This window comes from Paeniglutamicibacter kerguelensis (genome assembly GCF_017876535.1).
Lineage (GTDB): Bacteria > Actinomycetota > Actinomycetes > Actinomycetales > Micrococcaceae > Paeniglutamicibacter > Paeniglutamicibacter kerguelensis.
Genome location: NZ_JAGIOF010000001.1, coordinates 1 through 14454 on the forward strand (window position 1 = coordinate 1; position 14454 = coordinate 14454).

Here is a 14454-nt window from a genome sequence, read left to right on the forward strand (position 1 = left end):
GTCCGCCGCCCGGGGTGCGGGGGACCATGACGGAATCCGCGAGGCGAGTTTCTCGTAGCGGCGCTTTGCTGCCATTCTTTAGATATGGCAATAGGACTCACACCCATGGCTGTTTCGAACATGCCGGCATGGCTGACCTCAATCAAGGCCGAGTACATCGAAAGCCGCATGCGATCCGGCGAATCCCGAGAGGAATCTCAAGCCAATGCGGATGCCAGTTTCAATAGGTTATTTCCTGGGGGTGTGCCCATCGAGGGGCACTTGGTATTCAATGTTTACCGAGAAGGCGAAAACGTAGGGTACCTCTGGATCGGCCCTCAGCTCGACTCCGGCCCGGACAAATGGTGGGTGTGGGACATCGAAATATACGAGCAGTACCAACGTCATGGATATGGCCGACAGGCCATGATTCTGGCCGAGCAGACCGCAAAACAACTCGGTGCAAGCGAACTTGGCCTCAACGTCTTTGGATACAACACGTCGGCCCGCGCGCTTTATGAATCACTGGGCTACGAGCCGACGTCCATCCGTATGGCAAAAGCACTCTGAAGCTCAGGTCAGTGGCGGCACCGGTGGCGGTGATGAGCATCACGGCCCATATTGCCCCTGGGATTCGCCCTAGCTCGACATCTCGACTATAGTTGTAAACGAAGAACCACAGCACTTGTTGTGACTCACTAAAGCTACCGACATCCTGAATAAGGAATGTTAGGTAATAGAGTTACGGCGGTCATAGCGTGGGGGAAACGCCCGGTCCCATACCGAACCCGGAAGCTAAGACCCACAGCGCCGATGGTACTGCACTCGGGAGGGTGTGGGAGAGTAGGACACCGCCGGACATAATTGTCCCAGAACCCCCAAGCCATAGGCTTGGGGGTTCTGATGTTTAACATGAGTTGCCGATGCCAGGCCGCAGATTGATTGCCAACCCTGCACTCAATTCGGTGCAACCGCTACTGTTGAGTCATGGACGGACTTTTTTCTCATGCTGCATCATCCGGTGACCACTCTGAAGAATCGGTACCGCTTCCGGAGCTCATCAATTCCGTTTCGGTCCCGGTGCCGGTCGACCAGGCGTTTGAAGGATTCACCGACTATATCCACCTCTGGTGGCCGGTAAACGTCTATTCCCACTTTGGTCCGGGCAGCCATGTATCGTTCGCCCAGGGGCAGCTCCTGGAAGAATCCGAAGAAGGCCAGCAGCATCTTTGGGGATCAATCGTTGACTTGGAGGTGCCGGTACGTATCGTTCTAGATTTCAGCCTGGGGATGGAGAATGCGGCTCCGACCCGACTTGCATTTGAATTCGCCGATGCGGGCACAGGCACGGAAGTGACGGTGCGACACGGTGGCTGGGCCCGTGGCCCTGCAGGCGAGGCGCAATATGAGCGTTATGTGCGATGGCCCGAAGTTATTGCATACTATGCTCGTTTCATGGGCGCTCAAGGCTGACCTCATCATGATCGGTCAGGCTCGCGCTCGAGGCAAAGCGAGATTCACTGACCACTACTGAAGGGCTGACATGAGCCTGGCATGCACCGATGACGCATTGATTGAAGACCTGATCCAAGAAATCGGTTCGGGATCCGTTTCCATAGACACCGAAGTGCTTGCCACATGCAGCCATGACTTCGGCAAGCTCGCTTCCGACTACCAGCTGCCAATTGCCGTGGTCTTTGCCGAGCGCGTGGAGGACGTTCAGACGGCCCTGCGCCTGGCTTCGGCAGCAGGAGTCAGCGTCGTGCCGCGCGGGGCCGGTACAGGCGTCTCAGGCGGCGCGAACACGAGCGCACGCTGCATCGTGCTCTCCCTCGAGCGCATGAACCGGATCCTGGAGATCCGGGTGGACGACGAAGTCGCGGTCGTGGAACCCGGCGTCGTGAACGCGGATCTGAACAATGCCGTTGCCAAGCACGGGCTCATGTACGCACCCGATCCCGCCAGCTATCAGCAGTCGACCATCGGCGGAAACGTTGCGACCAATGCCGGCGGACTGCGCTGCGCCAAATACGGCGTTACCACCGACTCGGTCCTCGGGCTGGAGGTGGTGCTTGCCGACGGCACGCTGATCTCCACCGGGCGCAACACCTTCAAGGGCGTTGCCGGCTATGACCTGACCTCGTTGCTGGTTGGTTCCGAGGGCACTCTGGGCATCGTGGTCTCCGTGACCGTTCGCCTGCGCTACCTCAGCGAGAAGACCTGCTCGATCGCGGCGGTGTTCACCGACGTGGCCCAGGCCGCCGCCGGCGTCGTTGCAATCGCCCGCGTGCGGGTGCAACCCGCCATCTTGGAGCTTCTGGATGTCGGGACGCTGCGCGTGCTCGATGCGACGTACGGATCGGACCTGAGCGCACGTGGCGGGGCGTTGCTGCTGGTGCGCACCGACGGGCACGGGGCCGAGATTGAGGATGCAATCATTCGGTCCGCCTTGGAGAACCTGGGTGCCCAGGTCACCGTCGCGGGCGACGAGCAGGCTGTCAAGCTCATTGAAATGCGACGGGCCAGCCGTGGTGACGGACAGGACGATCGGTACCGTGTGGGGGAGGACGTCGCGGTTCCGCGCTCGGCCATGGTCGAGTTCATGCGAACCCTTGACCAGATCGCCTCACGCAACCGGGTGATGGTGCGCATTGTCGCCCACGCGGGCGACGGAAACCTGCACCCGACCTTCTGGGTGGATCCGGAGGACGGGCCCGCCGGCGTGGGCCGGCTTGATGCGGCGCTGGAGGAATCGGTGCGGGCGGCCCTGGCCGTCGGCGGGACCATCACCGGCGAGCACGGCGTTGGAACCGTGAAGCGCGAATGGCTGGGTTGGGAACAGTCGGCGGAAGTCGTGGAATTACAGCGCAAAATCAAGGCGGTCTTCGACCCGAAGGGCATCCTGAACCCGGGCAAGGCCATCGTCTAAAACGGCCGGATCGATCTCGATTAGGTGTTGGGGAGAAAAGTAGGTAAACTTTTTTCTCGTTGGTACAACACCGGGATATGGCGCAGCTTGGTAGCGCGCGTCGTTCGGGACGACGAGGTCGCAGGTTCAAATCCTGTTATCCCGACCAATGTGAGCCCCGCAGGAAACCTAGGTTTCCTGCGGGGCTCGTCCCATTTAACGGCCCCGTTCGATCCCGTGCGGCAGGGCCCCGAATGTGGTGGCGGCAATCGCGTGGTGCCTGGACCAATTTCCCGTATCCGCCGGGACCGACTGTTTAGCGCCAAAGAGATCTACATCGCCTGCCCAGCCGATACCGGGCCAAGGCCCGCTGCTCTCTTCAGGTCCGGGAACAGTAAGCGCGGTCCCGGACGGGTACGGTTCCGCGATGCCGCCGACCGCGATGTCCAGCCCACGGTTGCAAGCGTGAAGCAGGTGTCGAGTGCAATGGCGCGTTCAATGTGGCGGACCGTGCCCGCGGCGGGGAGCTTGGGCGGTGGCGTGCGGCCTTGGCGGGGTGTTCCCGGCACCCGGAGTTGCTGGCGCCGACGAAGCGGCCGGAGAATGGCGGTTAAATGGCCGTGGGCCCGGCAAGAATCCGGGCCCACGGCTGTTTGAAAACTTGTTGCAGCGAAGCGGCTACTTCACCAGGTAGGTGCGCAGGTCGTCGAGGACGATCGAGGCGCCGGTCGGGCCGAGGCCCAGGAACCAGACGTCGTCGTTCACGCGCTGCACGTTGCCGGCCTTGACGGCCTCCAGCTTGCTCCAGATCGGGCCCTCGAGCGCGGCCTTCTCGCCGGTGGCCTCCGGGGTGCCGTACGAGGTGTAGAAGATCCAGTCCGAGTCGGCCTCGGCCAGGTTCTCCGAGGAGATTTCGGCTGCCAGGTCCTCGATGTTCTGGTTCTCCGGACGGGAGAGGCCCGCGTCCTTGAGGATGACGCCGATCAGCGAGGCGTTGCCGTAGAGGCGGATCTTTTCCGGCAGGAAGCGCAGCAGGGAGATCTTCGGGTCGCCGGGGACGTCCTTGCCCAGCGCAGTGGCTTTGTCCTGGTAGGCGTTGAGCACCTCGACGGCCTTGGTTTCCTCACCGAGCGCGGAGGCTGCCAGGCGGAAGTTTTCCTTCCACGGGAAACCCGGGCGGATCGAGAAGACGGTCGGCGCGATCTGCGAAAGCTGCGGGTAGAGCTTGTCCGCGCGCAGCTGGGAGCCGATGATCAAATCCGGCTTCAGTGCGGCGACCGCTTCCAGATTCAGTTCCTGGATGGTGCCGACGCTCTTGGCGTCCTTGACGGCATCGGCAAGGTAGCTGGGGATCGAGTTGGCGCCCTCGGTGGAGGGGATGCCGACCGGGGTGATGCCCAGGGACAGCACGGCGTCGAGCTCGCCGGTGTCGAGCACGACGACGCGCTCGGGCTTCTTCGCGATTTCGGTCTGGCCGTTGGCGTGGGTCAGCGTGCGCGGGAAGACTCCCGGGGCGACGTTGGCACCGAACTTTGCGGTTTCCTCGTCGGCGGTGGAGAAGCGTTCGCCGCCGATTGCGACATCGGTGTTGCCTGCGGCGGTGTCGGTGGTGCCGCTGGCACCGCATCCCGCGGTGAGGGCGATCAAGAGTAGTGCGGCTGTGGCCTTGGCCGCGCCGAAGCGAGGCTGGCGTAGGGAAGAAGTCAATTTCACGACACAAATGTATCCTATTGTTTTTGTGTTGGCCTAAGTCGGGCGGGCGCAGCGTCCTTCGACGCCGCGTCGGCGCGGTAATGTTGAACGGTTCGAAGCTAAGGAGGATGATTCGTGGCAAGCCCCACCTCCGCTGCGGCGAACCCCAAAAACCCCCAAGGCGTGCTTGAATACGCGGTTGTGCCAGGCGCTGCCGCGCCGGATGCGAAGACCCCGGGCTGCCCCCCTGCTTCGGAGGCGCCGCGCACCAAGGTGCGACGCGCGTCGCTGCTGGCAGGGTTCGTGATCGTGCTGGTCCTGCTGGCTCTGGCATCCCTGGCCGTGGGGTCCAAGCACATCGATCTGTCGACCGTGCTCGACGCGCTGCTGCACCCGGACGGTTCGGCCGACCACGCGATCATCCGCGATTCCCGCGTGCCGCGAGCGATCCTGGGCGTGCTGGCCGGAACCGCCCTGGGAATCGCCGGGGCGCTGGTCCAGTCGATGACCCGCAACGCGCTGGCGGAACCGGGCATCCTGGGCGTCAACGCGGGTGCTTCGCTTGCGATCGTGATCGCCGTGGGAACCTTCGGCGTCAACGGCTTCGGCGGCTATGTGTGGTTCGCCTTCGGCGGCGCGGTGCTGGCGACGGGCGCCGTGTACCTGGTGGGCATGGCCGGGGCGCGGTCCAGCGATCCCGTGCGGCTGGTGCTTGCGGGCGTGGCGTTGGGCGCCGTGCTCTCCGGGATCGGCACTGCCCTGGCACTGGTCCATCCGGCGGCATTCGACCAGTTGCGGGCCTGGACCATCGGCTCGCTCGAGGGACGCTCCGCGGACGTGCTGGCCCCGCTGGCGCTCGCGGTGCTGGCGGGCGTCGTGCTGGCCGCCTTCACCGGCCGGTCCCTGAACGCCCTGGCGCTGGGGGACGACACCGCCCTGGCCCTGGGCTACAAGGTGGGCAGGGCGCGCGTGCTGATCCTGCTGGCCGTCACGGTGCTGGCCGGTGCCGCCACCGCGGCCGTGGGCGCCATCAGCTTCCTGGGGCTCATGGCCCCGCACCTGGCCAGGCGGTTCTCCGGGCCCGACGCCCGCTGGATGCTGGCCTTCACCGCAGTGCTGGCCCCGATCATCCTACTGCTGGCGGACGTGCTGGGCCGTGTTCTCATTCCCGGCGAGCTCGAGGCCGGGGTCGTCTGCGCGTTTGTCGGCGCCCCCGTGCTGGTCATGCTGGCACGCCGCCGGAAGCCGGTGGCCGTATGAGCGCCGGACTCGAAACCAAGACCACAGCCGAACCCAAAGCCAGGACCACGCCGGGAACCACGCCGGCCGTGCGCGCACCGAGGCGCGTGCGCCGCGGCGGCCGCGAGGCCCTGCTCTGCCTGGTGCTGGCGGGGCTTGCCGTGCTGACGGCCCTGCTGGTCATCGGCAGCGGCGACTACCCGATGGGCCCCGGGCAGATCCTGAACGTCCTGTTCGGCGGCGGGCAGGGCCTGGAAAACACCATCGTCTTCCAGTGGCGCGCCCCGCGCGCAGTGGCGGCGCTGGTCTTCGGCGCCGCGCTGGGCGTTGCCGGAGCGGTCTTCCAATCGCTGACCCGGAACCCGCTGGGATCCCCGGATGTCATCGGCTTTTCCACCGGCGCCTACACCGGCGCGCTGCTGGCCCTGACCCTGGTGGGGGGAAGCTTCGTCGCCACCTCGATCGGGGCGCTCGCCGGCGGGCTGCTGACGGCGCTGGCCGTCTACCTGCTGGCCTGGCGGCGCGGTTCGCACGGCTTCCGGCTGATCCTGGTGGGCATCGGCATCTCGGCCATGCTCGCCGCGCTGAACCAGTGGCTGGTGCTGCGCGCCGAGATCGAGGTTGCCATGGCGGCGGCCGTCTGGGGAGCCGGAACCCTCAACGGGGTCAGCTGGTCCACGATCGTGCCCGCAACACTCGTCATCCTCCCGGTGCTGGCCCTCACCCTGGCCGGCGGTAACCGGCTGCACATGCTGGAAATGGGCGACGACACGGCAACCGCCCTGGGCGTGCGGGTGGAGCGGACCCGGCTGGGCATGATCGTGCTGGCGGTGCTGCTCACCGCGGCCACCACGGCGATCGCCGGGCCGATCGCCTTCGTCGCCCTGGTGGCGCCCCAGCTGGCCAAGCGGCTGAACCGGGGCGCCGGCATGCGGCTGGTGCCGGCCGCCTGCATGGGCGCGCTGCTGCTGGTGCTCAGCGACCTGGTGGCGCAGCGGCTCTTTGCCCCCGTGCAGCTGCCCGTGGGCGTGGTGACGGTGAGCATCGGCGGGATCTACCTGATCTGGCTGCTGGCCCGCGAGGGCCGGCGCACCGCACGGTAGACCCGGCAGGAAACGCCCCGTCGAACCCGGCTCAGGCGCGAATGATGCGCCTTTCGATCGCCACGGCCACCGCTCCCGCGCGTGAATCCACGCCGAGCTTGGTGTAGACGTGGGCCAGGTGGGACTTCACCGTGCCTTCGGAGACGAAGAGTTCCCTGGCGATGTCCTTGTTCCCCAGGCCCTTGGCCAGCAGGTCCAGGACCTGCACCTCTCGTTCAGTGACGCCGGCCCCGTGGTTGGAGGTGCGCCGAACCAAGGCGGCAGCGACGGACGGTGCAAGCGCGGTTTCCCCGCGTGCGGTGGCGCGGATGCCGGCAAACAGGTCGTTCGGAGGGGCGTCCTTGAGCAAATAGCCACGCGCCCCGGCCTGCAGCGCGCGCACGATGTCGGCCTCCGTGTCATAGGTGGTGAGCACAAGTACCTCGGGTGCGTGCTTGAGCCCGCGCAACGCGGCGGTGATCTCGATGCCGCCCGGGTTTTCCGCGCCCAGGTGCAGGTCCATCAGCGTGACATGCGGTTGGAACTCCAGCGCAGCGGCAACCGCATCGGTGAGGTTGCCGGCCTCCGCCACAACCTCAAGGTCCTCCTGCGAGTCGATCAGCGCACGCAGTCCGGCGCGGACCACGGGGTGGTCGTCGACAATCATCAGCCTGATCATGATTCCTCCAGGGAAAAGCGAACCGAGACGGTGGCGCCTTCCGCGGGTGCGGAGTCCACTGCAAAGGCACCGCCGAGTGACTGGGCACGTTCACGGATTCCCCGCAACCCGTGCCCGCGCAAGGTTGAGGTTGCCACGGACCCGGGGTCAAAGCCGATGCCGTCGTCGCGAATGTCCAGGAGGACCTCGTCGCTGTTGTACGTGATGGTCACGGCCACGCGGGTGGCCCGCGCATGCTCGCGCACATTGGCCAAGGCACCGCGTGTGGTGAAGACCAGGGCCTCGGTGACCTCGGGCGGCAGGACCGGGACGGTTCCAAACGAGTGGAACTCGATCGGCGATCCCGTGGCGGTTGCGGCGATCGCGTGCCTGAGCCGGGTGTTTAGCGACTCCGCGGACGTGGGGTCGTCGGCATTCGGGCCGGCGAAGTCGCGCACCATGCGACGGATCGAATCCAAGCCATCGCGGGCGGTCGAGGCCGCCACCGACACGTTTTCGCGGGCCTCCAGGGGGCGGGCATCCCACGATTGCCGTGCCGCTTGGAGCAGCAAGTTGATGCTGGAAAGGTCCTGGCCGACGGAATCATGGAGGTCGCGGGAGAGTCTGGTGCGCTCGGTGAGAGCCCCGGTACGCCGTTCTGCCCGGGCGAGTTCGTCCTGCGCCTCGGTCAGTTTCTCCAGAAGCGCCTCGCGCTCGCGGGTTTGCCTCGTGAGCGCGCGAAATGACATGAGGGTCACCACCGCAACACCCATCGGGCCAACGACGAGTGTCGGGTCGAAGTCGGTGCCGATGCGTGCCCATGACAGGGCGATGACGAGCATCATGGCCGACAGCGTGCCAACGGCCCAGCCTTCGGGCAGCACGCTGAGCACGGCGAAGGCCACCGGTACCGCGCACCATGCGAAGGAGGGCGCGGCGATCGTCAGCGCAGCCCAGAGCAGCACCGTGGAGCAGGTCCACGCAACGAGCCACCCGGTGCGCCCGCGCGCCAGCGGCCGTACGGCGTAGAGGGCGATGAGGGCCGCCGCCCCGAGCACGATCGAGATCGCGTTGTCCGCAAGACCGTGCCGTTCCAGGTAGCGCCAGGTGCTGGTCGCCACGAGTGCAACCAACACCAGATGCAGCCAGGGTGCCAATAGCGTCGCGGGGGCAAGGATGCCGCGCATTCCTTGTTCTGCGTGTGTACTCATGATTCCGTCCAGCCTAGAGGGGAAACGGCGGCTTCGGCATCGTCCATTTGGCTAGTTCACGGTGCCCATATGCCGGATGCCGCAGCGGTGTTCCCGCGGGAAAACTGATGGGTGGACGACGAAGAATCCGAAACCACGATTCTCAAGGAGAGAACATGTCGAAAAAATCCACCGGGCTGCTGGCTTCCACGATCCTGGCCGGCACCATTCTTGCCGGGGGCATCGGCTCGGCCGCACTGGCGACCCCGGCCAACGCCGCCCCGGACCACCGGACAGAAACCTACACGATGACCGGCGACGCAGGCGGCTCGAAGTTCGAGGGCATCGGGACGGACCCACGGCGTGGCACCTTCTACGTCAGCGAAGTCACCGGCGGCGAGATCCACCACGGGGCTTCGGGCACCTCTGCGATGCGCGAATGGCTGGGCGGCAACGGCACCGATGGCCGCTACACGGCCCGTGGCATCACCGTGGACCGTGCGGGCAACATCTACATTGCCGGCGGACCCAACGGCATCGGCAACGACCGGCCCGACCTCTGGGTGTACAACGCCCGTGGCGAGCTGCAAGCTGCACTGAAGGCCCCGGGCACGGACGTGTTCCTCAACGACGTGGTCATTGGTGCCGACGGCGCCGCATACTTCACCAACTCGAACGATGCGCAGATCTTCCGCGTGGCCAAGTCCGGCGGCAAATACACGGCCGTGTTGTGGGCCGATGCAACCGGCACCATCGAGCGCAGGGACGGATTCAACCTCGGCGGGATCGAGCTGTCCGCCGACAGGTCGGCCTTCGTGGTGGCACAGGGCAACAGCGGAAAGCTGTGGCGCTTTGACATCAAGACCCGCAAGGCCACGGCCATCGATACCAGAGGTATTGACCTGGTCAATGCCGACGGGTTGTTGCTGCGCGGCAATACGCTCTCGGTGGTGCAGAACTTCAGCAAGAAACTGACCACGTTGCGTCTCAGCGCCGACGGCAGCAGCATTCGCCTGCTCGGCCAGCGGGCCACCGATCCGGACCGGGTGCTGACCACCGTTGCCCGGTTGCGCGGGCAGACCCTGTTTGTGGACTCGAAGTTCGACGAACAGGTGGCCTCCGGCCCGTACGAAGTCATCACCAACCCGTTGGCGCGCTAGCCGTGGTGATCGTCCCGTTGATCCGCTACGGCGAGCCAGCGGGACGATGGCTCCGGCCGCCCCGGGGCATGGTTGATGCCCTCGGCCGGGAGGCGTCGAAAGTCATGCCCCCGCGGGCGGTGCGGTGGAGGTGCGCAGCACGAATTCGGTGGGGAAGAACTCCGGGGCAGCGCCGTCCGGAGTCGGGTCTTCCTCGCCCAGCAATTCCATGATGCGTCGCACGGCCGCCTCGCCCTGGGCGTGCGGGTGCTGGGCAATGGTGGTCAGCCCGAAGAGGTCGCCGAGCTCGTGCCCGTCGATGCCGACCACCGAGAAGTCGTTGGGCACGTTCAGGCCGAGGTCGCGGGCGGCCATGATGGCGCCGAAGGCCATCTCGTCGGAGGCGCAGAGCAGCGCGGTGGGCCGCCCGCGCGGGTTGGACAGCAGGCTGCGGACCTTTTGGTAGGCGCCGGCGGTGGTGAAATCGGCGTTGAGCAGCCACTGGGGGTTCACCCGGATCTCCGCCTGGTCCAGCGCGTACTCGAACCCGTCAAGGCGGGCCGAGGGCAGGCAGAAGTCGATGTTGAATTCGTCGGTTCCGCCCAGGAAGGCGATGTCCCGGTGTCCCAGCGAGATCAGGTGCTCGGTGCCCAAGGCCGAGATGTTGAAGTCGTCCACCCGGATCGTCTGCACCTGCGGCAGCAGGCCGCCCAGGGCCACCAGCGGTTTCTTCACGGCCTGGAGCTGGTGCAGCTCCGGTGCCGTGAGCTTGAGCGTGACGGTGATGACGGCATCGAGGCGTTGGCGCATCAGCAGGTCCTGGAAGACCGCGTCGCGGTGTCGCTGCTCGCCGCTGGTGTTGTACAGGGTCAGGTCGTAGCCGCGTTCGTTGAGTTCCTGGGTGGCCCCCTGGAGCACGTTGGCGTAGTACCAGCGGGAGACGGTGGGCATGACCATGCCGATGTTGCGGCTGCGCCCGGAGGCCAGCGACGAGGCGTTGTAGGACAGGACGTAGCCCAGTTCCTTGGCGGCTTGGTGCACGGCGTCCCGCGAGGCCGACGACACCTTGCCGTTGCCCGAGAGCGCACGGGAGACGGTTGCCACCGAAACCCCGGCGCGTTGGGCCACATCCTTAATGCTGGACATCTTCGCTCGTCTCCCTTGTTGCTCGCATGTTTGTGGTCTTGCCGTCTGTCTTGCCCGTGACGCCCTGCCGGTGCGTCATGCGGGCAGAAGCCACACCGTTGAATCGGGATTCAACAGCCGGCCCGTGGCATCGACGGCGGTGGCGGAACTGGCCTGCAGCACGGTGCCTTCCGGCAGCGTGAACTGTGCGTTCCCCAGGTTCATGATGACCAGGAGGCCGCCGTTGGCGAACCCAAGCACCTCCGGGGTTCCGGTGTCCACTAGCCAGCTTAGATCCCCGAGCCCCAGATTGCGGGCCCGACGCAGGCCCAGGGCATTGCGGTACATCCACAGGGTCGAATCGGGGTCCAGTTCCTGGGCCTCGCGGGTCAGGTGCTGCCAGGTTGCCGGCTGCGGGATCCATGCCTCACCGGCATCGCTGAACCCCAGCGTCGGGTTTCCGGGGGTCCACGGCAGGGGGACGCGGCAGCCGTCGCGGCCCAGGCGCTCGCCGTTGGTCCGCGCGTAGGTGGGATCCTGCCGAAGCGGGTGGGGGAGCTCGGTGTGGTCGCCCAGGCCCAGTTCTTCGCCCTGGTACAGGTAGGCGCCCCCGGGCAGGCCCAGCATGAACAGCGTGGCGGCGCGGGCACGGGCAAGGCCCAGTTCCAAGTCCGGTTGCGGATCTTCGGGCCCCAGCCCGTCGCCCGGACGCGTTGCCGGGGCGACGGTGCCGAACCGGGTGGCGTGGCGGGCCACGTCGTGGTTTGAAAGCACCCAGGTGCTCGGTGCACCCACGGCGTCGAACGCGTTCAGCGAGCGGGTGATGATTCCCTTCAACGCCTGCGCGTCCCAGCCTGTGTGGAGGAACGGGAAGTTGAAGGACTGGTGCATCTCGTCGCTGCGCACCCAGTCGGCCATGGCCTCGATCGGATGGACGTTTGCCTCGGCGCACAGCACGCGCTCGCCGTCGTATTCCTCGCAGATTCCCCGCCAGCGGCGGAACACGTCGTGGACCCCGGGGCGGCCGAACATGGGGGCGTCGGAGAAGGGGAAGCCGGGGGAGGGGGAGCCGTCGGGGGTTCCGCCCCAATCCGGCAGTGCCGCATCCTTGACCAGGGCGTGGGCCACGTCGACCCGGAAGCCGCCCGCGCCGCGGTCCAGCCAGAACCGCAGGATGTGCTCGAACTCGTCGCCCACGGCCGGGTTGTCCCAGTTGAAGTCGGGCTGGCTGGAGTCAAAGAGGTGCAGGTAGTACTGGCCGGGGCTTCCGTCGGCCTCGGTGACGCGCGTCCAGGCCGAGCCGCCGAAGTGCGATTGCCAGTTGTTTGGCGGCAGGTCGCCGCGCTCCCCGCGTCCGTCGCGGAAGATGAACATCTCCCGGGCGGCCGATCCGGGGCCCTGGGCAAGGGCTCGGGCAAAGAGCAGGTGCTCGTTGGAGCAGTGGTTGGGTACGATGTCCACGAGGATCTTGACGCCCAGGCGGTTTGCTTCGGCGACGAGGTCGTCGAAGTCGCCAAGCGTCCCGAAGAGCGGGTCCACCGCGCAGTAGTCGGAAACGTCGTAGCCGGCGTCGCGTTGCGGGGACGCGAAGAATGGCGAAAGCCACAGGGCGTCGACGCCCAGCGAGGCGATCTTCGGCAGCTCGAGGGTAATGCCCGGCAGGTCACCGACGCCGTTGCCGGTGGTGTCCCGGAACGAGCGGGGGTAGACCTGGTAAATCACCGATCGGCGCCACCAGTCATCATGCGTCGAGGCGTGGTGAACGGGCGATTCGAGCCGATGGTGCTGTGCGGGCGGGGCGCTCTCGGCAAGCTCAGGAGTCTGTGGCATGCGCTCTATCATAGCGAGGAAAACAGTAAAAGTGGAAGCGTTTACTTTCCTGCAACGTGATCGAAAAGTAGTCGTGCAGACCTTGCCGTTGCTTCGAGTTCCCAGACTTGACGGCATAATCGACCGCCGTGTCTGGTGAGTGGAGGGGTGTGTTGGGCGCGCTGCGAAACCTACTTTTAACGTGATGTAGACGACATGAGTGGAAACGTTTACACTAAATTCACGATACAAGCGCCGACGGCCACAACGACCCCCACGGGGCGGGGCGCGCGAGACTTGAAAGAGGAAGATTTATGACGGGAACCACCAAACCCGGTGCACACTTCACGCGCCGCACCTTCACCCTCGGAGCAGTTGGCGCGATTTCCGCGCTGGCACTGACCGCCTGTGGCGGCGGCGGAGCCCCGGCAGCCGGTTCAAGCGCCGCCGCAACGAGCGCCGCCAGCAGTGCACCCGCAACGACCACCAGCCTCACCATGTGGGTCGATGCCGAACGGGCCCCGGCGTTGAAGGACATTGCCGCGAAGTTCAAGGCGGAGAAGGGCATCGACGTCAAGCTGGTCGTCAAGGACTTCGCCGCGGTCCGCGACGACTTCATCACCCAGGCCCCTACCGGCAAGGGGCCTGATGTATTGGTCGGCCCGCATGACTGGCTGGGCAAGCTGGTCCAGAACGGCGTCGTTGCCCCCGTGCAGCTGGGCGACAAGGCCAAGGACTTCGCCGAAAGCTCCATCAAGGCAGTGACATACGACGGCCAGACCTACGCGGTGCCGTACTCGATCGAAAATGTTGCACTGATCCGCAACACCGAACTCGCACCCGATGCCAAGACGACCCTCGACGAAGTGCTCGCCGAAGGCAAGAAGGCGGTCAGCGCCGGCAAGGCCAAATTCCCGTTCCTGGTGGGCCTGGACCCGAAGCAGGCGGACCCGTACCACCTTTACCCGTTCCAGACCTCGATGGGTTCCCCGGTTTTCGCGCAGAACGCCGATGGCAGCTATGACGCCGGCAAGCTCACCATGGGCAACGAGGGCGGCCAGAAGTTCGCGCAGCTCCTGAACGACCTGGGCGACAAGGGCGAGAAGGTCCTGAACTCCAACATCACCGGCGACATCGCCAAGGAGAAGTTCATTGCGGGTGAATCCCCGTACTTCGTGACCGGTCCGTGGAACGTGCCCGACATCGAAAAGAAGGGCATCAAGTTCTCCATCGACGCGCTTCCCACCGCGGGTGCGGATCCGGCGCAGCCGTTCATCGGCGTCAACGGCTTCTTCATCTCCGCCAAGTCCACCAACGCGCTTGCGGCCAACGAGTTCGTCGTCAACTACCTGTCGCAGGAAGCAGCCCAGGACGCGCTGTTCAGCGTCGGCGGACGCCCCCCGGCACTGACCGCCTCCTTCGACAAGGCAGCCAGCGACCCGGTGGTCAAGGCCTTCGGTGAGATCGGCGCAGACGGCGTGCCGATGCCGGCGGTCCCGGCCATGGACGCGGTCTGGGCCGACTGGGGAGCAACCCAGCTGAACCTGGTCAAGGGCAAGGAATCCGACCCGGCCGCGGCCTGGTCCAAGATGACTGCAAACATCGAGAAGAAGATCGCCGGCGGCAAGTAGTC

The 14454-nt window shown here is 65.9% G+C and carries 12 protein-coding genes, 1 tRNA gene and 1 rRNA gene; 9 read left to right on the forward strand and 5 right to left on the reverse strand.

Annotated elements, in window-relative coordinates:
* Positions 1–105 precede the first annotated feature (105 nt).
* The 5 genes from JOF47_RS00005 (at position 106) to JOF47_RS00025 (ending at position 3056) form a co-directional block, all read left to right on the forward strand.
* Positions 106–549, forward strand: coding sequence for a GNAT family N-acetyltransferase (locus JOF47_RS00005; RefSeq protein WP_209995129.1), 444 nt, complete (start codon positions 106–108; stop codon positions 547–549).
* Positions 550–722: 173 nt separating this feature from the next.
* Positions 723–839, forward strand: a 5S ribosomal RNA gene (gene rrf / locus JOF47_RS00010).
* A gap of 127 nt (positions 840–966) precedes the next feature.
* Positions 967–1452 (forward strand): SRPBCC domain-containing protein, encoded by a 486-nt coding sequence (locus JOF47_RS00015; protein ID WP_209995130.1) that lies wholly within the window; start codon positions 967–969, stop codon positions 1450–1452.
* A 70-nt stretch (positions 1453–1522) separates the two neighbouring features.
* Positions 1523–2908 carry an FAD-binding oxidoreductase gene (locus tag JOF47_RS00020; protein ID WP_209995131.1) on the forward strand — a complete coding sequence of 462 codons (1386 nt, stop codon included), beginning with the start codon at positions 1523–1525 and terminating at the stop codon, positions 2906–2908.
* Positions 2909–2979: 71 nt separating this feature from the next.
* Positions 2980–3056, forward strand: a tRNA-Pro gene (locus JOF47_RS00025).
* A 509-nt stretch (positions 3057–3565) separates the two neighbouring features.
* Here the strand turns inward: JOF47_RS00025 and JOF47_RS00030 are convergent.
* Positions 3566–4600: an ABC transporter substrate-binding protein gene (locus JOF47_RS00030; RefSeq protein WP_465263070.1), complete on the reverse strand. Its 1035-nt coding sequence runs from the start codon at positions 4598–4600 to the stop codon at positions 3566–3568.
* A gap of 114 nt (positions 4601–4714) precedes the next feature.
* Here JOF47_RS00030 and JOF47_RS00035 point away from each other — a divergent pair, with 114 nt between their 5' ends.
* Positions 4715–5839 (forward strand): iron chelate uptake ABC transporter family permease subunit, encoded by a 1125-nt coding sequence (locus JOF47_RS00035; RefSeq protein WP_209995132.1) that lies wholly within the window; start codon positions 4715–4717, stop codon positions 5837–5839.
* Positions 5836–6921, forward strand: a complete 1086-nt coding sequence (locus tag JOF47_RS00040) for a FecCD family ABC transporter permease (protein ID WP_209995133.1) — start codon at positions 5836–5838, stop codon at positions 6919–6921. Before JOF47_RS00035 ends, JOF47_RS00040 begins: the two co-directional genes overlap by 4 nt.
* A 31-nt stretch (positions 6922–6952) precedes the next feature.
* Here the strand turns inward: JOF47_RS00040 and JOF47_RS00045 are convergent, their stop codons facing one another.
* Positions 6953–7579, reverse strand: a complete 627-nt coding sequence (locus tag JOF47_RS00045) for a response regulator (protein WP_209995134.1) — start codon at positions 7577–7579, stop codon at positions 6953–6955.
* Positions 7576–8769: a sensor histidine kinase gene (locus tag JOF47_RS00050; protein WP_245356187.1), complete on the reverse strand. Its 1194-nt coding sequence runs from the start codon at positions 8767–8769 to the stop codon at positions 7576–7578. The genes JOF47_RS00045 and JOF47_RS00050 overlap by 4 nt, the downstream gene beginning before the upstream one ends.
* A 155-nt stretch (positions 8770–8924) precedes the next feature.
* Between JOF47_RS00050 and JOF47_RS00055 the strand changes: the two genes are divergently transcribed.
* On the forward strand, positions 8925–9908 hold the full coding sequence (locus JOF47_RS00055; protein ID WP_209995135.1) for an SMP-30/gluconolactonase/LRE family protein: 984 nt from the start codon (positions 8925–8927) through the stop codon (positions 9906–9908).
* A gap of 102 nt (positions 9909–10010) precedes the next feature.
* Here JOF47_RS00055 and JOF47_RS00060 read toward each other — a convergent pair whose 3' ends face one another.
* Positions 10011–11033, reverse strand: coding sequence for a LacI family DNA-binding transcriptional regulator (locus JOF47_RS00060; RefSeq protein WP_209995136.1), 1023 nt, complete (start codon positions 11031–11033; stop codon positions 10011–10013).
* A 75-nt stretch (positions 11034–11108) separates the two neighbouring features.
* Positions 11109–12842, reverse strand: a complete 1734-nt coding sequence (locus JOF47_RS00065) for a glycoside hydrolase family 13 protein (RefSeq protein WP_209995137.1) — start codon at positions 12840–12842, stop codon at positions 11109–11111.
* Positions 12843–13135: 293 nt separating this feature from the next.
* Between JOF47_RS00065 and JOF47_RS00070 the strand changes: the two genes are divergently transcribed.
* Positions 13136–14452 carry a sugar ABC transporter substrate-binding protein gene (locus JOF47_RS00070; RefSeq protein WP_209995138.1) on the forward strand — a complete coding sequence of 439 codons (1317 nt, stop codon included), beginning with the start codon at positions 13136–13138 and terminating at the stop codon, positions 14450–14452.
* Positions 14453–14454 lie beyond the last annotated feature (2 nt).